Source organism: Maribacter corallii, assembly GCF_047345415.1.
Lineage (GTDB): Bacteria > Bacteroidota > Bacteroidia > Flavobacteriales > Flavobacteriaceae > Maribacter_C.
In genome coordinates this window covers 359382-380680 of the sequence record NZ_JBLFEP010000003.1, presented here as the reverse complement: position 1 = coordinate 380680, position 21299 = coordinate 359382, and the positions used below count along the sequence as shown (strand labels likewise).

At 40.2% G+C, this 21299-nt stretch carries 19 protein-coding genes and 4 pseudogenes; 17 read left to right on the top strand and 6 right to left on the bottom strand.

Translation table 11 applies throughout. The annotated features are described in order from the left end of the window. The first annotated feature begins 112 nt into the window (after nucleotides 1-112). Nucleotides 113-2224, top strand: coding sequence for an IPT/TIG domain-containing protein (locus ACKWCA_RS11635; RefSeq protein ID WP_413978367.1), 2112 nt, complete (start codon nucleotides 113-115; stop codon nucleotides 2222-2224). An 11-nt stretch (nucleotides 2225-2235) separates the two neighbouring features. After that, entirely contained in the window at nucleotides 2236-2757 is a 522-nt protein-coding gene (locus tag ACKWCA_RS11630; RefSeq protein ID WP_413978366.1) for an SgcJ/EcaC family oxidoreductase, read from the top strand. 164 nt (nucleotides 2758-2921) lie between these two features. On the opposite strand, the pseudogene ACKWCA_RS11625 reads toward ACKWCA_RS11630, so the two are convergent. Continuing rightward, nucleotides 2922-3047 (bottom strand): annotated as a pseudogene (locus tag ACKWCA_RS11625) (ATP-binding protein); the annotation flags it as partial. A gap of 372 nt (nucleotides 3048-3419) precedes the next feature. Between ACKWCA_RS11625 and ACKWCA_RS11620 the strand changes: the two are divergent. The 4 genes from ACKWCA_RS11620 (at nucleotide 3420) to ACKWCA_RS11605 (ending at nucleotide 6884) form a co-directional block, all read left to right on the top strand. Continuing rightward, nucleotides 3420-4199, top strand: coding sequence for a DUF6090 family protein (locus ACKWCA_RS11620; protein WP_377767074.1), 780 nt, complete (start codon nucleotides 3420-3422; stop codon nucleotides 4197-4199). Beyond that, nucleotides 4192-4959, top strand: a complete 768-nt coding sequence (locus ACKWCA_RS11615; protein WP_413978365.1) for a DUF6090 family protein — start codon at nucleotides 4192-4194, stop codon at nucleotides 4957-4959. The genes ACKWCA_RS11620 and ACKWCA_RS11615 overlap by 8 nt, the downstream gene beginning before the upstream one ends. A gap of 45 nt (nucleotides 4960-5004) precedes the next feature. Continuing rightward, nucleotides 5005-5523, top strand: coding sequence for a RidA family protein (locus ACKWCA_RS11610; protein WP_413978364.1), 519 nt, complete (start codon nucleotides 5005-5007; stop codon nucleotides 5521-5523). Nucleotides 5524-5612: 89 nt separating this feature from the next. Next, nucleotides 5613-6884 carry a phosphatidylserine decarboxylase gene (locus ACKWCA_RS11605; protein WP_413978363.1) on the top strand — a complete coding sequence of 424 codons (1272 nt, stop codon included), beginning with the start codon at nucleotides 5613-5615 and terminating at the stop codon, nucleotides 6882-6884. 243 nt (nucleotides 6885-7127) lie between these two features. Here the strand turns inward: ACKWCA_RS11605 and ACKWCA_RS11600 are convergent. Next, nucleotides 7128-7838 (bottom strand): annotated as a pseudogene (locus tag ACKWCA_RS11600) (YifB family Mg chelatase-like AAA ATPase); the annotation flags it as partial. Between the two features lie 175 nt (nucleotides 7839-8013). Here ACKWCA_RS11600 and ACKWCA_RS11595 point away from each other — a divergent pair. The 9 genes and pseudogenes from ACKWCA_RS11595 to ACKWCA_RS11555 all read left to right on the top strand — a co-directional run bounded on the left by ACKWCA_RS11595 (nucleotide 8014) and on the right by ACKWCA_RS11555 (nucleotide 14592). Beyond that, the gene (locus ACKWCA_RS11595) at nucleotides 8014-8367 is read left to right on the top strand and encodes a hypothetical protein (RefSeq protein WP_413978362.1); all 354 of its coding nucleotides are present in this window, start codon (nucleotides 8014-8016) and stop codon (nucleotides 8365-8367) included. A gap of 288 nt (nucleotides 8368-8655) precedes the next feature. Beyond that, a complete protein-coding gene (locus tag ACKWCA_RS11590; RefSeq protein ID WP_413978361.1) occupies nucleotides 8656-8976 on the top strand; it encodes a hypothetical protein in 321 nt (106 codons plus the stop codon). Then, nucleotides 8977-10431 carry a hypothetical protein gene (locus ACKWCA_RS11585; protein WP_413978360.1) on the top strand — a complete coding sequence of 485 codons (1455 nt, stop codon included), beginning with the start codon at nucleotides 8977-8979 and terminating at the stop codon, nucleotides 10429-10431. It abuts the gene before it with no gap. After that, a pseudogene (locus tag ACKWCA_RS11580) lies at nucleotides 10425-10583 on the top strand (PG0870-related protein); the annotation flags it as partial. The gene ACKWCA_RS11585 and the pseudogene ACKWCA_RS11580, both read left to right, overlap by 7 nt. A gap of 72 nt (nucleotides 10584-10655) precedes the next feature. Continuing rightward, nucleotides 10656-11300 carry a DUF6371 domain-containing protein gene (locus tag ACKWCA_RS11575; RefSeq protein WP_413978902.1) on the top strand — a complete coding sequence of 215 codons (645 nt, stop codon included), beginning with the start codon at nucleotides 10656-10658 and terminating at the stop codon, nucleotides 11298-11300. Beyond that, complete coding sequence (locus ACKWCA_RS11570; RefSeq protein WP_413978359.1) at nucleotides 11293-11607, top strand: hypothetical protein; 315 nt, start codon at nucleotides 11293-11295, stop codon at nucleotides 11605-11607. The genes ACKWCA_RS11575 and ACKWCA_RS11570 overlap by 8 nt, the downstream gene beginning before the upstream one ends. A gap of 21 nt (nucleotides 11608-11628) precedes the next feature. Beyond that, nucleotides 11629-12594: a hypothetical protein gene (locus tag ACKWCA_RS11565; RefSeq protein WP_413978358.1), complete on the top strand. Its 966-nt coding sequence runs from the start codon at nucleotides 11629-11631 to the stop codon at nucleotides 12592-12594. A gap of 113 nt (nucleotides 12595-12707) precedes the next feature. After that, complete coding sequence (locus ACKWCA_RS11560) at nucleotides 12708-13250, top strand: hypothetical protein (RefSeq protein WP_413978357.1); 543 nt, start codon at nucleotides 12708-12710, stop codon at nucleotides 13248-13250. A 673-nt stretch (nucleotides 13251-13923) separates the two neighbouring features. Next, entirely contained in the window at nucleotides 13924-14592 is a 669-nt protein-coding gene (locus ACKWCA_RS11555) for a recombinase family protein (protein ID WP_413978356.1), read from the top strand. A 1-nt stretch (nucleotide 14593) separates the two neighbouring features. Here ACKWCA_RS11555 and ACKWCA_RS11550 read toward each other — a convergent pair whose 3' ends face one another. Next, a complete protein-coding gene (locus tag ACKWCA_RS11550) occupies nucleotides 14594-16375 on the bottom strand; it encodes a hypothetical protein (protein WP_413978355.1) in 1782 nt (593 codons plus the stop codon). Between the two features lie 170 nt (nucleotides 16376-16545). Between ACKWCA_RS11550 and ACKWCA_RS11545 the strand changes: the two genes are divergently transcribed. Beyond that, nucleotides 16546-16686 (top strand): hypothetical protein, encoded by a 141-nt coding sequence (locus ACKWCA_RS11545; protein WP_413978354.1) that lies wholly within the window; start codon nucleotides 16546-16548, stop codon nucleotides 16684-16686. A gap of 32 nt (nucleotides 16687-16718) precedes the next feature. Here the strand turns inward: ACKWCA_RS11545 and ACKWCA_RS11540 are convergent, their stop codons facing one another. Next, complete coding sequence (locus ACKWCA_RS11540) at nucleotides 16719-16982, bottom strand: hypothetical protein (RefSeq protein ID WP_413978353.1); 264 nt, start codon at nucleotides 16980-16982, stop codon at nucleotides 16719-16721. Nucleotides 16983-17412: 430 nt separating this feature from the next. Between ACKWCA_RS11540 and ACKWCA_RS11535 the strand changes: the two genes are divergently transcribed. Continuing rightward, nucleotides 17413-18165: an SOS response-associated peptidase gene (locus ACKWCA_RS11535; protein WP_413978352.1), complete on the top strand. Its 753-nt coding sequence runs from the start codon at nucleotides 17413-17415 to the stop codon at nucleotides 18163-18165. 584 nt (nucleotides 18166-18749) lie between these two features. Here ACKWCA_RS11535 and ACKWCA_RS11530 read toward each other — a convergent pair. Continuing rightward, nucleotides 18750-20360, bottom strand: coding sequence for a recombinase family protein (locus tag ACKWCA_RS11530; protein ID WP_413978351.1), 1611 nt, complete (start codon nucleotides 20358-20360; stop codon nucleotides 18750-18752). A gap of 48 nt (nucleotides 20361-20408) precedes the next feature. Next, nucleotides 20409-21248, bottom strand: a pseudogene (locus ACKWCA_RS11525) (YifB family Mg chelatase-like AAA ATPase); the annotation flags it as partial. Nucleotides 21249-21299 lie beyond the last annotated feature (51 nt).

Sequence of the window (21299 nt, the reverse complement as noted above, 5' to 3'; positions counted from 1 at the left end):
TTCGATACCCCTGTTGCACATTTCGGAACTGCAGTGTCAGCACCTAGTCGAGTCGAAATATAACTTTGGTACTTAACAAAAGTCCCCCTTCACTATTAAAACACCACAGATCATGAAAACGCTATTTCTAAAAAAGTATGAGTATTCATTTAGGTTGCTTATACTCATCATAGTAACATCTTGCACAGCAATAAGTTGCAGCAAGGATGGGGACAATGAACCTATTGCGGATGATGAACCGGTAAACTTGAAACCCTCCATAACAGCAATCGCCCCCACCAGTGGGGTAGTTGGTACAGCGGTGACGATAACGGGCACCAATTTCAGCAGTACCAACAACCAGAACGAGGTGGCCTTCAATGGCACGACAGCTACAGTTACTTCGGCCTCGGCAACACAGTTGGTAGTCAATGTGCCAGAAAATGCGACTTCTGGAACAGTTTCTGTCGCAATTGATAGAGAAAGCACTGTAGGACCTTCTTTTACAGTGATTACAGCCAATGCCTCATTGTGCGACCAGACCATGATAGAGAAAAATACTACTTGGGAAGACTTGGTGCCGGGCAATGAAATCGATTATGTGGTACAATGTGAGGTTTTGGTTAAGGGCAATGCACTGTTGACCATAGAGCCGGGGGTGGTCATTGCTTTTGAGGGAGAAAATAGCGGCATTTTTACCAGTGAAGGCGGTGGGGTAAAGGCAATAGGTACCGCGACCGATGCTATACGGTTTTTGGGCACTTCGGATAACAAAGGGGTATGGAAAGGAATCTATTTCGGTTCCACCCATCCTGAAAACCGCCTGGAAAACGTTATAGTGATGCATGCGGGTCGTTCGGCTTCGGGCCAATCGGGAGAGAAAGGGGCCGTTCAGTTGTCAAAGGATGAGGATTCATCGGCGGCAATCGTCAACTGCATCATTACCAATAACGATGGATATGGCTTTTTCCTTACGGATGAAAGTAATCTGAAAGAGTTTTCCGGAAATACGATTGCGGACAATGAGGAAGCTCCGGTCGGTTTATATTTTAATCAGATGGGAGCTTTGGATGCAGCATCGGATTACCTTGGGAATGCGAAAAATTATGTCGAGGTGCGGGAAAACGAAATCGAAAATGATATGGTGGATATGCCACTTTTAAACGTTCCTTATAGATTCGTGGAAAGTAAAAAATACAATATCAAGAATGCCTTGAACATTGCTGCCGGTACTACTTTAGAGTTTACCAACGGTGCGGGATTTCGACTGGGGGAACAGTCTTCTGATTGTGCAGATACGTCAGGTTCTTTAAATGCCACAGGAACTATGGACAGCCCAATAACGTTTAAAGGAGTAACCCCCGGAAAGGGCACTTGGCTGGGAATTGGCTTTAATTCAGCTAGTCCAAATAATAATTTGATATACTGTTCCATTTCGGGTGGAGGAAGCGGCAAAATGTATAACGGCGCCGATTTTGCCGCAAACATTACGTTGCAGTGTGATAGTAAGGTGACCATCCAAAATTCCTCAATTACGGATAGCAGCGAATTTGGAATCTATATGCTGGACGAGGATGCGGAGCTGGAAGACTTTTTGGAAAATACGATCGTGAACAACGAATTGGCCCCACTTTGGATGCACTTGCCACAAGTGAATCAGTTGGATGCTGCTACATCGTATGCGGAAGGAAATGGAAGAGCTTACATTCAGGTCGAAGGGGATGCCGTGACCGAAGCTGACCTTACCATCAAAAAACTAGAAGTGCCCTATCGAATCGAAACGGAGGAGTCCGGTCGAGAGACCTATGTGGAAAGGGCCATTACCATACAAGCCGGAACCATTTTGGAGTTTGAAACCGGTGCTGGCCTGGTCCTGGGTAGTCCGGGAGTGGACTGTATTCCCACCACGGGATCTTTAAATGCTCAGGGAACCACAGAAGAACCCATCGTTTTCCGAGGGGCTGCGGAAGGTCAAGGCACGTGGTTGGGTATCGGCATAAATTCCAGTACCAGCGCCAACCTGTTTACCTACTGTGAGATTTCCGGGGGTGGTTCCAAGCAATTGTACAATGCGGGAGGACAAGGCAACATCGTAATCCATTGCAGCGGCAATTTGACCGTCGAGAACAGTACGGTTAAGGACAGTGGCGGATGGGGCATTGATTTTGTACAGGGAGGTAATTCCTTGTCCGAAACAGGAAATACGTTTTCAAATAATCTATCAGGGGATATAGCCCCGAATTAAAAAAGACTTCAATGAAATTCAAGATATTGATACTGGTTTTTTTCGTGTCTTTTAATTTGACGGCACAGATTGCCAACGAAAAGATAGAAGAGGAAAAAATCAAAAAGACCATAAGTGTCCTTGTCGAAGGTTGGAAACAGGGCAGTGGTAAAAAATTTGCCTCGGCCTTTACTGAAGAAGCGGATTTTACCGTGTTGTTTGGCATGCATATTCAGAGCAGAAAGGCGATAGCAGAAGGACATGATTTCATATTCGACCGATTTTATGCCAATACAGTCTGGGCCCTACGACCAGTAAAAATCAATTTTTTGAGTGCAGATATTGCACTGGCACATTGCTCAGGGGCGATTCATGTTGTGGGGGAAACTGTTGCCTCCCAACCGGCTGCCGTTCCCCTTTTGGTCTTAAAAAAGCTGGAGGAAGGGGAATGGAAAATAACGGCATTGCAGAATACTCCATACTTGGTTGATGAATTGAGTATGGACGGTGACCTTGCAAAATTTAAAAATTGGATAGGGGAAAACAGAAAATAAAATGGGGGCTAAGTCTGAACTTATTTTCTTCAAATGCTCCGCTATGTGGTATGTGCTCCCCCGCTACCGCCAGTTTGCAACTGTTGGTATGTATCTCAAAACCTAGACCAACCACCCTTCTCGATCCAAACTCTTATATTGAATCGTCTCGGCAATATGATTTCCATTGACTTCCAGAACCCTCTCTTAAATTCCGGGAGTTCATCCAAAAATAAAACGCCATTGTGAAACAAAGAGATTTCCCCTGATTGTGGGTATGCCCCTCCCCCAACCAAGGCCACATCTGAGATTCTATCAAATGCAGTGGTCTACGTATTAATTGATTTTGGTCGAGCATTATCATCGGTTAATGGATAAAATCGTAGTCTCTTAAAACCTGAATTTCTGGAACATATAAAAAAGACCACAAATGGGACCCATATAGGAAAAGTCTCCTATTGTAACAAAAGTATCGCTTAAAATAGCCAATTTAAAAAACAATATACATTACAATAGATAGAGATTGAGAACATAATAGCTCTATCCCCGCATCTTCGGTTTAATAAGAACTGACAATACTACCCCTAGCTTTCCTAACCGCGCGTTGATGAGACTATCAACCCCATTATTTAAATCCATTAACTTCATAAAGTCATATCTTTAGAGGAACCAACTATTCTCTTATGATCAAATTCTTCCGCCGTATCCGGCAAAAATTGCTTGAAGAAAATCGTTTTTCAAAGTATCTGGTCTATGGCATTGGTGAAATCATTTTGGTTGTCATTGGTATTTTGATTGCCCTTAAAATAGATGGTTGGAACCAAGACAAGAAGGATAGAAAATTAGAACAGCAATATTATTGTAGATTATTGGAAGATGTTAATCAAGATTTAATAAACTATAACGATTATGTTGTTCTCTTAAACGAAAAAATAGACGTAAATAACACCCTAATCCAGAGGTTGCAAGACGATTCAATGTCTTTGGACAGCATAGCACCACTTGTTCTAAAATCTATAAAATACTCCATTAGAGATACCAGAGCTACAACCGATGCTTTTGAAGATATTAAATCGAGTGGAAACTTAAATATTATTAAGGATTTATCTATAAAAAATCAATTAGCAGCCTATTACAAAACTCTGGCAAATACAAGTGCTGTTATAGAAAGTAATGGAAATGCAATTACAGATAAACGATTTTTTGAAAGTGAAGATTTAATAAGTTCTGGATGGATAAAATTAATAGAAGATTTTAATGCAATAGATACTACAAAAGTCAAATACCAATCGCTCAAATCAGAAATCAATTTTACTAAAGAAATTAGAAAAAATATGATGAATGATGCGATATTTTATTTAGCGGTCAATTCAAGAAGTAGACAGCTTTTAACAAGGCTCAAAAATGAAATCTTATCCATGATTGAGTTACTCAATTCTAAATGTCGAAATCATAATGCTTAAATTCTTTGGGAAAATCCGTCAAAAACTACTCTCTGAAAATAAATTCAGTAAGTATCTGATTTATGCCATTGGAGAGATTGTACTTGTTGTTATTGGGATTCTTATTGCGTTACAAATTAACAATTGGAATATTACACAACAAGATAGAAAAACAGAGAAACAGAACCTTCTAGCACTTCAGGAAGAATTTTCAAAAAATAAAACTAAAATTCAAGAAGTTATACAGCAAAATAATCAAAATATTTCAGGCGCAGAAAAGATGATTCAATCCTTTAGTAGTACATCTAAAGACACTATTTCAGAGCAAACAATAGCAATTTATGGTAGTGAAACCTTTGGTAAAGAAATAAATTTTGAGCCTGAAACTGGCGTTCTTACTGAAATTATAAGCTCTGGTCAGTTAAAACTTATCCTAAACAACAAGTTAAAACATAAATTGGCGGGATTACAAAGCAAGATTGATGAAATTAAACAACAAGAGAAAGAAGTTCTCGATTACCGAATCATAGCTATTAAACAAATGATAAATGAAGGAAATATGGAAAGAGTTTATGCAGATTTAGGAATCAGAAAATCATATGTAAATACCACTTTTGAAAGTACAGGAATAAAATCTATGCTAAACTCATTACCTTTCTTAAATCAAATCGTTTTATATCAGTCTAGCTCAAATGTCACTAATCAGGCATTTTACGACCCATTGAATAAAGAAATTGAAATAATACTGGAGTTAATAACTAACCGTTTGAAAGAATTGTAAAAAATAACGAAAGCAAAAAAAAATAGGCACTAAATAATCTAAATCATGAAAATAAAAACCAACCGACTGACTTTACTCGCAGCACTTTTTACATTGGCTTTTGGAATCCAAAGTTGTGAACAAAAAGAAAAGAAAGAAACTAAAGAAGTGGAAAAAGAAGTAATCGTTGAATCTGATAAACCTGAATATTTTCTGTTAAGACCAGAAGTGGAGAAAGCTTACGGATATTCCCATGCTGTGAAAATTGGAAATAGCATTAAAATTTCAGGAGCGGTAAGTATGGACGATGACGGAAACCCAACTGCGGTTGGCGATATAGAACAGCAGATGAAAAACTGTTATGCTGATTTGGAAAAAATATTAAAACACTTTGGTTGCACATTTGACGATGTAATAAAAGAAGATATTTTCACAACTGATATGGCACAAATGCTAGAAAAATCAGCATATCGAGCTGAAATTTATAAAAATGGATTCCCAACTGGTTCTTGGCTTGAAGTAAAAGGATTGGCATTACCGGAATTTATGGTCGAAATCGAACTTGAAGTACACAAATCTGAATAAAAGCAAGAACGCACAACAATAGATGCTAACCGCAAATACGAATAGCCGAGCCCTTTGGGGTTCATTAACCAACACAAAAAACAATTAAAGTGAAACATTATAGAAATCTCTTACTTACACTATTGACCATCATTGGTGTTTTCTCCTGTGATTCTCCCGAAAAAAATATTGAATATGGTGAAGCAACAAAGGAGTTAATAGTCCTTTTAGATAATGACCCTAAACTAAAATCATTGCTTGTTTCTTCACTGGAGAAGGCAAAAGAAATTAATCCCGACAGGAATACAAATCCTGCTCAAAACCTTGAGGAATATTATAGGTTCGTTACATGGACAGAAACAACAATGCCTTGGGCCATCGTTAAAAAAGAAGAATACCCAGAAATATTTGATAATATCTTTCAGGGTCTTTGCGCGTTTTATTTTTTAATCGATCAACCACTTCCAGAGTTGGAGGGTCAAGGATTGGTGAACAACGCCTTGCAGTATTATGAACCATTTGCCAAATGGCTGGTCACTTTCAGTAAATCATGGGGGTCTTTTTTGGATACTGAAGAATCTTGGAATGAAGAACATTATCAAATGGCATTAAATGACCCCAATTTCGGTCTGCGAAACGGTTGGTATGAAGATCCGGCAAACTGGAAGACTTTTAACCAATTCTTTGCCAGATACCTTAAGTCTCCTGACATGAGACCTGTTGCAAGTCCAGATTTAGATTCTGTAGTGGTGTCATTTGCTGACTCAGAACCGCAGGGCGTATGGGACATCGATGGCAACTCATATCTAATGGATGAAGGAGGGGTTCCAGTAAAGTCTGCTACACTTAAATCTATATCAAAACTTATCGGTGATGATAGTCAGTACAAAGACGCATTTTCTAATGGCACATTTACCCATTCCTTCCTCAATGTTAATGACTATCACAGATATCATTTCCCTATGAGCGGCACCATAAAAGAGGCTAGAATTATACCAGGTATCAACCCTCCGGGCGGACAACTCTGGTGGGATAATGAAAACAATCGATATGCCTTTAATCCAAGCGCCAAAACGGGATGGCAATCTATTGAGACCAGAGGATGTGTTATCCTTGAAACTAATGAATACGGACTTGTCGCCTTAATGCCAATTGGGATGGGAGCAGTAAGCTCGGTAAATTTTGAAAAAAATGTTATCCCCGGCACAAGTGTAAAAAAAGGTGATATGCTTGGACATTTTGCCTTTGGTGGATCAGACTTTATAATGATTTTTCAAGATGGAGTTACTTTCAGTTTGGAAGCCCCGATGCAAGAGGATGGTCAATCATATCAGCATATATTAATGGGTGAAAAACTGGGGGTTTTATCTAAACATAAATAACGAAACGCCATGAAGTGTATAGTGTATAGTAACTTATAAGAAGCTACGACACCACCCAAGGAGCATTGCCTATGTTCTGAAGAGTACTGTAAAAAGAACATTTATTGGACCCTTTTTGCCATGTAGACAACTATTTGTTTAAGTTGAATCTGATATGGTTTAAACCTAGAATTATTAGTTATTGACCTCCGACGCCCCGCTACCGTCAGTTTGCAACTGTTGGTCCCCTATGTATCTCAAAACCTACCCCAACCACCCCTCGCGATCCAAGCTCCGATACTGAATCGCCTCGGCGATATGATTACCGTTTACTTCGCTCACTTTTTCCAAATCCGCAATGGTTCGTGCGACCTTTAGAATCCGGTCATAAGCACGGGCAGAAAGATTTAAACGCTCCATGGCATTTTTAAGCATTTCTTTTGAGGCATCGTCCAGCTTACAGAATTCACGAATCTGCTTGGTATTCATTTGGGCATTGTAATGTACCTTATCCAAGCCGGTAAATCGTTGGGACTGTAGTTCACGAGCCGCGGTCACCCGTTGTCGAATGGCGGAACTCTGTTCGCCCTTACGGTCATCGGAAAGCTTTTCAAAGGGCACGGGCGTGACTTCGATGTGAATGTCGATACGATCCAATAAAGGACCGGAAATCTTGCTTAAATAGCGTTGCATTTCAGCTGGAGAGGAGGTTACAGGAGCATCAGGGTCATTGAAGTAGCCACCAGGACTAGGATTCATACTGGCTACTAGCATAAAACTACTGGGGTAGGTCACCGTAAAACGCGCACGGGAAATGGTTACCTCACGATCTTCCAAGGGTTGTCGCATGACTTCCAGAACCCCTCTTTTAAATTCCGGGAGTTCATCCAAAAATAAAACGCCATTGTGGGACAAAGAGATTTCCCCAGGTTGTGGGTACGCCCCTCCCCCGACCAGGGCTACGTCTGAGATAGTACAAGATGTGAGCAAAACAAAATTAAAATGCAAATATCTAAAAAACAGGAGTTTAAAAAGATGAAATCGTATCCTATTGAGCTTACTCCCGCTCTTTTGGTAAGGATTAATAAGATTCTAGGTGTGAAGTCAGGAAGTAACAGCGAAATATTAATGAACGGTCAAATATAGGGTTATGAGATTAAAAAGAAAGAATTTAAGGAAGATAGTCAAGAATTTATTAGTAGAAAGTCTTGCACAACGTCGGGTCGAAAATGGAATGGACATAATTCTGAACGCTAGGGGGCGCGATGGCAATCAATGGGAAGTCGCCATGAAATCCAAAATGGTAGATTCGATTATCAATTTGTACCTCATGCAGTTTAAAGTGCTGGATAGATTTGATTTGACCGAGCTTCACCCCCATCTCGACGGCTTCTATCATGGCGAGAATATAGATGTATTCGGACATGAAGACCCTGAAAAACTAGCGGATATTGTCTTAGCTGGTTGGGATGCTCTGATTTCCGAATACAAAGAGCTTTTGTGACATAAAAATATTTAGGTACTGATTCCCCGAACCCTCACTAATTAAAAAAAGTGGGGGTTTTTTATGCTCACTCGATAACTCCGAATAACTAAGTCTATGTAATCTCCTATAGCTCTATTTCTTTGCGGAATTAAATAAAATGAATCGAATATCATTTTTTAATCAAAAAATTTTAATGCTGCAAACAACTGTAAATAAAAGTAACCTAGAGAGGCATTAAAGCGAAGTAGATTGCAAAAAAGTTTTCTGGCCGGAAGCTAATGATGAATCTAAAAAAAAGTTATCAGCATGAGTGAAATATTAAAAGAAGTGAAAAACCTAAGGAGGGAGAATCAGACGCTATTGAAGAAACAGAATCAGGCCATCGAACTTACGGTTACTTTGCGTGAGAAGATAGAGAAACTACTCAATCCTACCCCACCTGAGAATGTGACAATGAAAGACGCATGTCACTTGTTAAACAGAAGTCACGCCGTTGTACTAGGCTACATCAAAGAGGCCGATATACAACCGTCAAAAACGTTGGGCCGTAGCAAGTCCTACAGATATTCGGATATCAAAAGTATTGGCGACATGCTAGGTATCAAGCTTCAAAAATTATCAGCCTAATTGGGGTCTTTACTAAAGATTGTAGAAGACGTTCAGAACGAAATCTACGAACCGCCTAAGAACCAATTTTGGAAGATTAAGCGCAACCAGAAAGACGCTAACAAATACGTCGTTCTGCCTGACACACTTGGTTTCATATCGTATCTCGAATCTCTTGGAGTGTGTTTCGAGTCCTCTAGCCGTGAACTGGTTATTCATGAAAAGGGAATAGTGTCTAAAATAGATATCTCAGACCTGAAGAGAATTGTGCAGAAGAACATTCAGCGCTTCCCTGACGTGTCGGATGACGGAGCTACTAAAAACGACATCCTATCAATGGTGATGGCTAATGAAGCTAGGCTTTTCAAAGTCAAGGGGTTACTTGAATTCTTGCCGCTGGTCGAATTTCCTTGGGTCGCCTCAACCGAGTCGGTCGGTTATTTCTTTTATCGTAATGGTTTGGTAGAGGTTTCCGAAGTGGATATTGTGGTTAAGCCTTATGAATCCATGGACGGTTTTATCTGGGATACTCAGGTAATCGATAGGGATTTCGAACTAGTTGAACCCGAAGGTACAGATTGGGCCGACTTCGTTTACAAGGCTGCTGGTAGTACGGATGAGCTTGTAGCAAATTTAAATGCAGCTTTAGGCTATACGTTGCACGCTTATAAAGACCCGTCTAAGGCCTTCCTAGTGCTGTTTGGTGAAGCTGTCGAGGACTCAAATAAGGGAGGTGGAGCTGGCAAAGGGCTTACAGGTGTAGGTATATCCAAAATAGTGAATACAGCCTTTAAGGACATGAGGCAGTACAGCGCTTCCGACCCCTTTAAATTTTCGATGGTGAACCAAGATACACAAGTTCTTGTATTATCCGACCTGAAGCCAAACTTCAAGCATGATATACTTTACAACATGATAACAGAAAGCCTTGAAATAAACGCCAAAAACACCCCAGTAGCGGTATATCCTTTTTCCGAATCACCAAAGCTCTTGGCATCAACGAATTACAGCCTTGATGATGAAGCTGGTCACGGAAACCGAAGACTGCGACTTGTAGAATTTAGCTCGTTTTGGAATGCCAGTAACACACCAGACAAGCACTATGGGAAGCTACTCTTTGACCAGTGGGATGAAACCGAATGGGCCGCATTTGATTCCTACATGCTTTTAGCTGTAGCCCAGTACTTGAAAAATGGGTTTCCAAAGGTTCCAGAGTCTGAATCTAGCAAGCGTAAAAGAATCCTAGGGAAACCCGGAATGATAGACCTAATGGAATGGCTGGAAAACTACGTTTCGGACGGTTACTCATCATTTGCCGATACCTACATCGATTATTCTCGCAGTAAGTACATCAGCAAGTCGCCGATAGGTAAAAACGTTTTCCTTTCGCGGTTGGAAGAGGCTATAAATATATCTGGGTCTAAGAGTATGGACATAGCCGAGAACGGGAGCGTAAAGAGCTTGAAAATATGGTAGAATTCCTTCCATACAAGCCGAATAGCAAGGTGAGGTGCCCGAAATGCGGAAGGGCTAAGGCGCTTACCCTTTACCGGGACTCGGAAACATTGGAGGTCTTCCCTTCCGAGTTTGGTAAGTGCGACCGGATTATGAAGTGTGGTTTTCATAATCGCCCAGATTCAAAAGGCAAAGGTGTCCCATGTTTCGTTCCCGAACCTGTCAAGCCAATAGATTACTTGCCGATGAGCGAACTGGAAGAGCGAATGATAAACTCTAAGGAAAACCACTTCTTTACTTGGCTCGGCGGACTTATCGGAATTGAAGGCCTGAAAGTGCTGAAGGAACGATATAAGCTCGGCACCAGTACTATATACAATGGGCTGGTTTCGTTCCCGCAAATCGACGCGAAAGGAAGGCTTCACCGCATAAAGGAAATGCGGTACAACCCAAACAACGGTAAGAGGTCTAAGATGTTGGGTTCCCAGCGCTGGGCCTTCGAAAAGAGGTTATTCCCTGACATGAATTTGGAACAAGTCTATTTTGGTTCTCATTTGATAGTTGGAAACGATAAGCCTATCGCGTTGGTCGAGTCTGAAAAAACGGCCCTAGTATGCTCACACTTCATGTCGAAATTCATTTGGCTGGCGACGGGTTCACTAGGTATGCTATCCAATGAGCGCTGTAAACACTTGAGAGGCAGGGAACTATTCCTGTTCCCTGACCTTGGGGCGACAGAAGTCTGGGCTAAAAAAACCAGATACTTAAAAGGCTTCAAGGGTATCAAGGTAAGCAAGTACCTCGAAGAAAACGCAAATGAGTATAACCTTAAAGAAGGCGACGACCTCGCTGATTTATTCATAAACGAATTAAAAAATAGAAATGAGTAATACCAAAAACATAGAGAAAATCTATAGAATTCAAAACGATGAAATAGTTCCCATGTATCTGGGTTGGCTGCAATACCTCGAAAGCATCGGAATTTTCCGTAGTGCTGAGCCTAACAAACTCGAATACCTATATAACAGGGGATTGACCGATTTTGTAGTAATTGATATCAGAGATGCTAAAGAATTGGTATACAGTGATATACTGAATAGCGATTTAAATAATTATGGGGCTGTCCTTGAAATGGTCATAGAGTACTCTAACAAGCTCTTCTCGCCCGCAACACTGGATTACCTTGATACAATTTAATTAACCCTTAAAAAATAAATAATGACAGTAAAAAACACATTTCAAAAAGCAGTGGCTTTCTTCGGCCAATCTCCAAAGCAGCCCAAAGTCAAGGCTCAGAAGACCTTAATACTTAGAGGTAAAATCGTGAAGCGTGCCACCGGAAGCAAAATACGCCTGGTCAACCCAGAGGCCCGTATCCTAGCAATTGAACACCAGAAAAAGCTTCGTGAAAATGCAATCAATGCCCTAGCGATGAATTTACCTACCGAAACGGAAAAAGAACAAGAGAAAATTGGCACCATCAAGAATGCTGTGAAAAGCCTAACCGCAAATCTTCCCAAGGAATCCGACTTGGGACTTAACCCCAACTGGAACGCAAGCGTACTGTTGTCTCATATCGGCGATGCCGCCCACAGGTCATCGTTGGAAAGTGATGTTGTTTGGGGTCGAGACGGTGAGGGTTTATTAATACTGGAAATTGAAGCTCAAACCATCAAGATAACACCCGAATATTTTGAGTTGTTCGATAAGGCAGCGGAAAGGTTATTCAACTGGTCTGGCATGGGAAAATCCCTAAATGACTCAGAAGGTACGGAACCTGATACGAACGCATTTCTATGGAACCTTGGTGATAGTGGGGCTCGTTACTCGAACGAACAGAAAAAGCTGAAGTCTTCGGATTGGTATTTGGATAAGCTGGTCGAAAAGGCTTCCACTGCTACATTAGTATACGAAAAGGCCACTGCAAAGAAAGCTGATATACTTGAGGCGCTAGCTCTAGCAACGGCAAAAGAAGGTATTAGACTTGGCTTCACTCGTGATAAAGATAAGAACGTCCTTATAGAATGCTCGGACAATCGATTTGGCTGTACAGAGCTATCGACCAAAGTTCTGCTACCATTCTTACAGCAGATTATAGATGAAAGTTCCGTTGCTGGGCGCTTGACGGCTAAGAAAGACGTGTCAGATTTGCTAACAGGATTCACGAACCTATTGACGCTTTAGTATGTTCTACAGAAAGGTAATCCTAAACATGCCAGAAAATAAATCAAGGCTTTGGGCAAAGCAAAGACGGAAAAAAAACCGATTCACTAATAAAGTCAATAAAGACAACAATTATGCAAGATTCGATAAATAGATATTTTAAAAGACAATTGAAGGCAGGAAATACATACTCAGTCAGAAGACACGGAGGTTTATACCTTAATAATGATTTCGTAAAGCACGAACATCTTTCAGAACCCGCACAAAGGCGAGGAATCGACCCTTCTGTAATGCACGGGCAAATGGTCACCATCGCAAGGGAGCACCAGCGAGCTAGGCAATTGGGTAAGACCAGCGTTGAGATTTTTAAGGAGGTGGAGACCTACCTAAAAAAAACCAATATCGACGGCTCCTTGGGTCGGGCTAAAACCCAGCCCTTGCTTATTGAAGCTATTGCAGATGCTTTCGATGAAGGAAGGGTGTTTATCACAAGCAATCCCAGAAGGTCTTTTCTAATGCCTTGCTCGGATAAAGTAGGAACGGGCTTTACGAAAAATGAGTTGGTCAAGGTGTTCGAAAGCTTTATTAATGCCGCTGGCCTATCCGATAGCCTCAATAGTGAGCATGCAGGCTATGATTTAATGGATGCTTTTTTGGCGAAGATTATTTTTTATTAAAATTATGAGCATGGTATTTGACTTTTTCAGGTATCATGCTCACTTTGGTTTTCAAGTGATATTTAGTGGTTAAGGCCAATGAATACAGGGGTTAAGCTGATTTTTACTGAAAAATCCCAGTTCACTTGACTTAAAAGTCATTCCTCTCGGAAGCCCCGAAAATAAAGGGACTCCAAAGAAAAACAAATCACTTTACGCAAAAAACTGGAAAAATTTGTCTGAAAACTATACGTTATCTATATATATATTGTTTTTTCATTTTTCTTAGAAATAAGTGTAAAAAAGGATAAAAGTAATATTGAAACCGTGTAAACACTAGTGTTTACTGGCCTTCACAGACTTCTCACTTTGGAGAGTAGTCATCTTGTAAAATCACTCCCAAACTCCGTTAGCTACTGCTCCCATTGGCTTTAACCCCAATAGTTCACTTGGAAATCAAGTCATTTTTTGAAACACCAAGTAATATTTATTTTTCCTTTTGAATCGAACATCAAACTACTAAAGAATTAGTAGATATGCGTGTTCCTTTTTATTAAGGGCTATTTTACTATCCAAAACGCCTGTCTTAGATACCCCTACCCCCTTGTTTCATTGGTACGGAAGTCCTAAAAAGTATTTATAACATATCTGGAAGGAACGTTACTGTTATGTTATTTTAAATTACCTTCACCAAATGAAGTACATAGCCTATTATAGAGTATCGACCAAAGAACAAGGTTTAAGTGGTCTCGGCCTCGAATCCCAAAAGGAAAGCATCAGGAAATTCATAGCTTCCGCGAAGGGAAACCTATTAGCCGAATTCACAGATATAGCGAGCGGTAAAAACGATAACAGAGCGAACCTAAACGAAGCTCTTATCGAGTGCCAAAAGCATCAAGCCGTACTAGTTGTAAAGAAACTGGACAGACTCTCTAGAGGGGGCTTCAAAATCGCCGTACGACTAGATGAACTTGGAATAAAATACATCGAATCGGACTCACCACAAGATGACGGACTATTAAAGGATATAAAGCTCGCTATGGCTAAAGATGAAAGGAAGAAAATCAGCGAACGTACTAAGTCTGCTTTAGCAGCAAAAAAGGCTAGAGGTGATTTTTTGGGCAACCCCCGTAACCTAACGCAAGAGGGCCGATTAAAGGGTGCTAAAGCGATGTCGGTAAAAGCTGAACTCAATCCAAACAATAGGGCCGCTAAAGGCGCATTAGAACTGATGGATGGCAAAGGTTGGACATTGCAGCAAAAAGCCGATTACCTCAATGAGAGGGGTTATAAGACCTCTAGGGGCAAACTATTTACTTCGATGCAGGTATCTAGGTTGTTGAGGTGTTTGGATTTCATTTAGTTCAATCTCTCTTCCAAAGCTTGGACTTCTGCTTGACTTCGATATCTAGCATTATTCCAAACTCACCAGATTTAGCTTCTTTAAGCGGCTTTCCATTTTCACGTATATCGACAATTTTCGCTTTGGCGAACTTTTCATTTTTCTCTACTAAGATTTCATCACCTAGCATTATTGGACAATCATCAATATTAACTATACATACCTTACCGCCCTTTAGAACTTTCATAGGTGTATCTAACAATACTATGTTCTTAGGTCTGAAATCAATTAATCCATACCCCATCAAATCATTTTGAGCTTCTTCCTTGGAAATGATACCAGCTTCAATTTGATCATAAAGTTGGAATAGCTGCCAAGTAGACAGTAGTCCCCTTTTTTCATTAATAGCATGCTTAATTTGATCTTTAGAAAACGGTGGATTCTTTCTTTTTAAAGGTGGAAGGTGTAACTGGTGATTTACTATGTATAGGGCAAAAACATCAAACGCTTTCCTCTCCTCGCACCTACGAAACTTGATCTTAGAAATTTGGCTGCAATCAGAATCTGTTGAAGTTCCACCTATTCCTTTACATTCAATGACAATAAGACCATCAGCAATCGGAACTTGTAAATCTTCCTCTAGCCTTTCAGTAGGGTCTTTCACTTTATCATAGTCGATTACCTCATCAAATCCTAACCATTCTAGAAAATCAATTATGGCTTTTACTAGATTATCCCCAGTCTCAGTTATGATGTCATGTAAAAACGAGTACTTCTTATAGTTCGCATTTATATCGGCATCATTCTTCCTGATACTCTCTTTAAATGCTTCTTCAATGCTATTCCTTTCTTTTTGAAGATTCGAATAATTTGGCAACCAATATTCTTTTTCCTGTTTCCATTCGGATTTAGTGGCATAAGGGAATATCTCAGGAAAAAGGGAAGGAGCTACATCCGTCAAAAATTCTTTTATAAACTCCCCCTTATTTTCTACCTGTGGGAAAATCATGAGATTACTAAACTCATTTGACTCAAAATACGAAACGATCTTACCATTAATGTTTTTTAAAAGCGGCCTGAAATTTTCTTGTTCATGTCTTCCCTCATAGCTATGAATTGTTGGATGATAAAAGGTCTGATTGTATTTAAATTTTTCTGAATATTTCTTTAAGAAAACTCGTAAACTATTATCAACATCGCAAACACTAACCTCTTGCCCTTCTTCAGGTACGTCACAAGGTACGTTAGGCCAAAACGAATAAATATTATGGTGAAGTAAGGGATGTCTTTCATAACTATTTTCGCTTATACTTACTGGCACATATTCTACTTCATACTTCGATGTTGAGAAAACAATTAAGAGAAAAACTCTATTTCTTATTCTAACTAGTTCATCTCTGAGTTTCGAGCTTAATATTGGTCGCGGATCGAAAAGTGTTTCAGGATAACAGCTTAATAATAAAGTATCAATATTACCTGTGTAATTTTTATTGATTCGATCACTTTTATCATATGGTCTAGACCTGTGTCTATCTAAGTCTATTATACATATATCTTGTTCATTTATTCCTGGCGGCAATTCACTTTTCAATTTTATTCTGTGCGAATCTCTTAAGCCAGTATTTTCAACACTTATTTTCGTGCCTAAAGATCCCCTTTTCAAGTTAAATCCTGACCTCTCTAGAGACCATATGACATTAGGCTCGATATCGATACAACCTATCCTTGGACGATTAATTAATTCAACTTTTTCATCCTCTTTTTGATCTGTTAAATCTTCAGTTTTATTTCTAAATAAACCCATGAACATTTATTGCCTTTAAGTAAATACTTCTATTATGTTAGTCACAATATTAATCTAAAATTTCCTGTTTTCTTCTAGTGCTATTCAGTTTTTTCTGACTCAGAATTAACAATCAAAGTTGATAACCTCTCATCAGCCTGCCTAACAAAAGATTCCGTAAGTTCCCCTTCATGTTTCATTACCCTGTTCTCAATCCTGTCACCGCCCTTGAAGACTTCCAATCGGCACATGTACTTATCCCCGTCGAAACGGTCGTATACCTCTACTTTTATTTGGGAGAAACCATGCTTCCTGAACCGGAATTTCAATAGTTTCTCAACTAGCTTTTCTTGTCTATACATATTCATATTTCCTCTTTTGTCCAAATCCCCCCGTCTTCCGGTGAGTGGTATAAATGCCCGTCATACTCGAACCTTTCGTACTTCTCAACCATCGCTATCATAATCGATACCAGTTTCAATTGCGAGTAATGGGGCGTACCAACATACTTACCATTCGTCTTAACCACATACTTGCCCGAATCAAGCACGGCCTTATCATCGCCTTTTCTGACCACCATACGACCATTGCCACAAGCGCAATGAAACACGAATGATTTTACGTTCATAGATTCAAGTTTGACAAGTTCCGACTTCATAAAACTAAATTAGGAATAAATCCAATATTTAGGATATATTCCAATAATATTTATCCACAAATCTTTGAATCTTACATCTTTACATCATTTGTATTACAAATAAGTTAAGTATATTTAACAATATATTAAGGCTTAACGATACAACATATATGGAGAGAATCGCGTTGAAACAGAGCACAAACTTATTCATGGAGAAAAAACAACTACCCAGTTGTCCCCACTGCAAGAGCGTACTAACCTTAAAATCAACCAATAACACCGTCCAGTGTACGGACTGCCTTTGTCTATTCGACTATGGCGGAAAGATTTTAAACCCAAAATATTTGAAAGGAAAATAGAAATTCCTCTCTTAAGAATTTCAACATTTTTTTATACATTAGGTCTAATCAACTCAAAGACCATGTGTTACAATACCCGCCAATCCCGAAAAGCTAAAGACCTTGAACGATATTATGAGCGCGATAGGCTTCTAGGGGAAATGCCAGAAGACCAAGAATTGATTTATAATTCCGCTAATGGCTTTGCACATCCCAATATGTGGATAATTCCTCAGGAACGACCTAATAACTTTATTCCTGTCAAATGGGGATTGATTCCGAAGGGAAATCTAGGTGCCAATGCCGATGAGTACTATAAGAACTCAATTCGGTACGGCTCAGGCCTAAATGCTAGGTCGGAAAAACTCTTCTATTCCAATCAATACGCACCGAGCGCCTTCACTAGAAGATGTATTATTCCGGTCGATGGGTTCTTTGAGCCGCATACAGCGAAAAAGAACGGGAAGGATTTCAAGATTCCGTTTTACTTTTGCCGCAAAAACGAAGCTCCGATAAGTCTAGCCGGAATCTACGCCGTGACCACTGACAAATTGGTAACTTTCACGATACTGACCAAGGAAGCGACACCACTTTTCGCCAAAATCCACAACAAAAAGAACCGTAGGCCCGTAATCCTTAATGATGAGGATATCGATACATGGTTAAGTAATGATTTAGACCAAGATGAGGTTAACGAGGTGATTTACGAAGACTTACCGGATGAAGAACTCAACGCCTACCCGATAAGCAAAGACCTCTACAAACGAAACGGCGAAGCCGATAGGGAAGACATTATTGAAAAGGTCGAATACGAGGAACTTGAAATAGATTACTGATTAAGCGACAACATATTACCGTACCAGATACCTTCTATCTCTTCAAAGCCCCTTGATTCTTGTTTTCCTATTATAAAATGTGGTAATCATTAACCAAATGTCTATGAAGAACGTAAATGCGGTTAATGGCCCAGTTCTTTCAAATGTTGATAACTAATAGACATTACATTGATTTCATACAAAAACACATAAAAATTATATCAAAAACATAACGTTTTTATGTGTTCTTCTCTGTTTATATACTAACCTTCATGTTGATAAGTATGTTTCCTTGGAATAACGAATGGAGGTATCTTTACATATGGCAAATGCACCCGATTAAAGGTGCATTTAAGTAGAGAGAGGGTTAGACCGTTCACTAGACTTGTTCAACATTGTTTGTCAGATGTGGAATAGTCAAATAATGATAATGTGAATGGTTCTTAATCCTCTTTTGTCGTTGGTGTTATAGTAAATATATGACAAATCGAAACGAACTCAGCTCGTGACACCATAAACTAAGGATTAAATTACAAACAGTATGTTGTTGAAATCTTAAGTAATACCCTACCCAATTGCCTTCAACGTCAAATTAGCTTCTATGTTCATGAATTAAGCGACAGCATATTACCGTACCAGATACCTTCTATCTCTTCAAAGCCCATATCCTCAAGCTGACTTGCATATTGAGCAATGCGGCCCTTTCTATTGGTTACGAACATTTCAGTACGTACCGGAATGTTAAACCTGATTTCTATAACATGCTCACCCAGTTCTTCCCAGTGACTTATTATGATTCTTCGTATGTATTTATGGATTAGGTCGCGTTTAGTATTAAATGGTGTGTTCTCCCTAATACTATCGATATCGGTTTGAATATCGGCCTTCATAGCGTCGCTCCTAGCAAGGAACTCCAAATCTTCTTTGACATTCGTTAGCTTGGCTTCCATATCCGACACCTCTTGCCTTATCCTTTTTAATTCCGGCTCTATGTCCTCTTCCTTGATTTCATCCATTAGCGTTAGCCGTATAGCTTTTTTCCGTTGCTCGTGAAGCTTCTGAATTTTCTTTTGGAGCGTTTCCCTTTCCAAAAGCAATTCCCCTACCCTATTTCTACTGGTATCGTCCTCTAGTGAGCTTTTGACGATGCGTAACAATCTATCACCCTTCAGGAACCTGCTGAAAATAATATCTTCAAGAAAATCGATATTGATGCCTCTACTCTTGCAGTTCTCGCTAGGAATCCGCTTGCTGCTACAGATATAGGCGTTGTCCTTTAGGTTCGCCCGCTTTCGACCATAGATATTACGTCCACAGCGTCCGCATTCCAAAAGCCCTTTGAGCAAGTACAGATGGTCTACCTTCTTTCCGCTGTGTTTCCGGTTCTTTGGTAGGTTGTCATTGACTTTCTGCCAGTAATCGGAATCGAATATAGCAGGGCAATCATAGTACTCCTTACCCCATTTGCGCTTGCCCTTGTAAATCGGGTTGCGTAAAATGTCCTGTACTTGCTTATCACTCCATTTGATATCCTTCTTTTCTTTTACGGTCTTCTTACCCGTGAATCGGTTGGTCGTCGTTAGCGTCCCTCCTAGCGTGCTGTATCTGGTCGGTATCCCCGTCTCGTTCAACCATTTTTTGATTGTGGAACTACCGATACCGGATAATGACTTAACGTAAATCTCCTTTACGATTTCGGCTTCTTCTTCGTTCACCACAAGGTAACCCTCTGAATCTTTCATATAACCGAAGGGCATAACCTTTGCGTGAGCTTTCCCTTCTTGGGCATTGCGTTTGAGCACGGCCTTGATTTTCTTACTGGTCACCCTTTTGTACATGGCATCCATCTGAGATTTGATACCATAAAGAAAAAAGGTGTTGGGGTCGTTCAGGTCAATGAGCTTTCCATCTTCATAGAAATCGATACCCTTCTTGATAAGCAAATCCGCTAAAGTGAACCAAATTATTTCCTCTCGCTGCGTCCTATCGGCGTTCCATACCCAAAGCCCTTTTATGGTGCCGCTATCCAAATCGAAGACCAGACGTTCGAATTCGGGACGGTCTTCTATCTTCCCGCCTCCCGATATCCCTTGGTCGACATAATATTCGAAAGGTGAACCTATGGAGTCCGCGAACTCCTTACCCCTCTGCTGCTGCTCCTTAATAGATTTCTGGTTATCCCTGTCTACTGAAATTCGGCAATATATCGCTATCATAGTTGCGAATGTAAGCTATTTAAACTACATTTACACAATATAAACTTTCACATCCGAAATGGTATGATGTGGTGACCGAAAGGGACGTTGGCTCATGAGTCCGGTATTCTTGACCTTTCCGACAACACTATGGATCTTAGTCGTTTCAAGGGCCTCGTGCAAGGTCATCGGCGGCAAAATGGAGGGCAGTCGTTTCGCCAACATGGTTTTTCCTGAGCCCGGGGGACCGATTAGAATAATATTATGCCCTCCGGCAGCGGCAATCTCCATACAGCGCTTGATACTTTCTTGTCCACGTACATCGGAGAAATCAAATTCTGGAAAATCCAGACTCTTGTGGAACTCAGCTCTGGTATCCACTATGGTCTCTTCAAGTGGTGTTCCCTTGTCAAAAAAATCGATGACCTCACTAATATTTTCTACGCCATAGACTTTGATTCCCGAAACGATAGCGGCCTCTTTGGCATTTTCATCGGGAAGTATGAACCCCTCAAACCCTTCTTCCAAGGCTTTAATAGCAATAGGCAAGGCGCCTTTTATGGGTTGTACACTGCCATCCAATGACAGTTCCCCCATAATGATATACTTCTCTAAGTTTTTAGATTGTATCTGGCCAGATGCAGTAAGTATTCCAATAGCCAAAGTAAGGTCATACGCAGAACCTTCTTTTCGGAGGTCTGCAGGGGCAAGATTCAAGGTGATTTTCTTCCCTGGAATCTTATACCCGTTATTAAGTAATGCGGCGGCTATCCGGTAATTGCTTTCTTTGATGGCGTTATCCGGTAGTCCGACCAAATGATACCCGACCCCTGAATCTACATTGACCTCCACGGTTATCGTGGTGGCCTCGATACCGAAAACGGCACTTCCATATACTTTTGTCAACATGTCGTATTATTCTGGTCTAAATGTAAGTAAATCTTACTATTTTAACCAAAT

Bases quoted from the DNA above. Each gene is read 5' to 3' on its own strand.
- ACKWCA_RS11635 (WP_413978367.1), top strand. From the start codon at position 113: ATGAAAACGCTATTTCTAAAAAAGTATGAGTATTCATTTAGGTTGCTT.
- ACKWCA_RS11630 (WP_413978366.1), top strand. From the start codon at position 2,236: ATGAAATTCAAGATATTGATACTGGTTTTTTTCGTGTCTTTTAATTTG.
- ACKWCA_RS11620 (WP_377767074.1), top strand. From the start codon at position 3,420: ATGATCAAATTCTTCCGCCGTATCCGGCAAAAATTGCTTGAAGAAAAT.
- ACKWCA_RS11615 (WP_413978365.1), top strand. From the start codon at position 4,192: ATGCTTAAATTCTTTGGGAAAATCCGTCAAAAACTACTCTCTGAAAAT.
- ACKWCA_RS11610 (WP_413978364.1), top strand. From the start codon at position 5,005: ATGAAAATAAAAACCAACCGACTGACTTTACTCGCAGCACTTTTTACA.
- ACKWCA_RS11595 (WP_413978362.1), top strand. From the start codon at position 8,014: ATGAGATTAAAAAGAAAGAATTTAAGGAAGATAGTCAAGAATTTATTA.
- ACKWCA_RS11590 (WP_413978361.1), top strand. From the start codon at position 8,656: ATGAGTGAAATATTAAAAGAAGTGAAAAACCTAAGGAGGGAGAATCAG.
- ACKWCA_RS11575 (WP_413978902.1), top strand. From the start codon at position 10,656: ATGAGCGAACTGGAAGAGCGAATGATAAACTCTAAGGAAAACCACTTC.
- ACKWCA_RS11570 (WP_413978359.1), top strand. From the start codon at position 11,293: ATGAGTAATACCAAAAACATAGAGAAAATCTATAGAATTCAAAACGAT.
- ACKWCA_RS11565 (WP_413978358.1), top strand. From the start codon at position 11,629: ATGACAGTAAAAAACACATTTCAAAAAGCAGTGGCTTTCTTCGGCCAA.
- ACKWCA_RS11560 (WP_413978357.1), top strand. From the start codon at position 12,708: ATGCAAGATTCGATAAATAGATATTTTAAAAGACAATTGAAGGCAGGA.
- ACKWCA_RS11555 (WP_413978356.1), top strand. From the start codon at position 13,924: ATGAAGTACATAGCCTATTATAGAGTATCGACCAAAGAACAAGGTTTA.
- ACKWCA_RS11550 (WP_413978355.1), bottom strand. From the start codon at position 16,375: ATGGGTTTATTTAGAAATAAAACTGAAGATTTAACAGATCAAAAAGAG.
- ACKWCA_RS11545 (WP_413978354.1), top strand. From the start codon at position 16,546: ATGTTTCATTACCCTGTTCTCAATCCTGTCACCGCCCTTGAAGACTTC.
- ACKWCA_RS11540 (WP_413978353.1), bottom strand. From the start codon at position 16,982: ATGAACGTAAAATCATTCGTGTTTCATTGCGCTTGTGGCAATGGTCGT.
- ACKWCA_RS11535 (WP_413978352.1), top strand. From the start codon at position 17,413: ATGTGTTACAATACCCGCCAATCCCGAAAAGCTAAAGACCTTGAACGA.
- ACKWCA_RS11530 (WP_413978351.1), bottom strand. From the start codon at position 20,360: ATGATAGCGATATATTGCCGAATTTCAGTAGACAGGGATAACCAGAAA.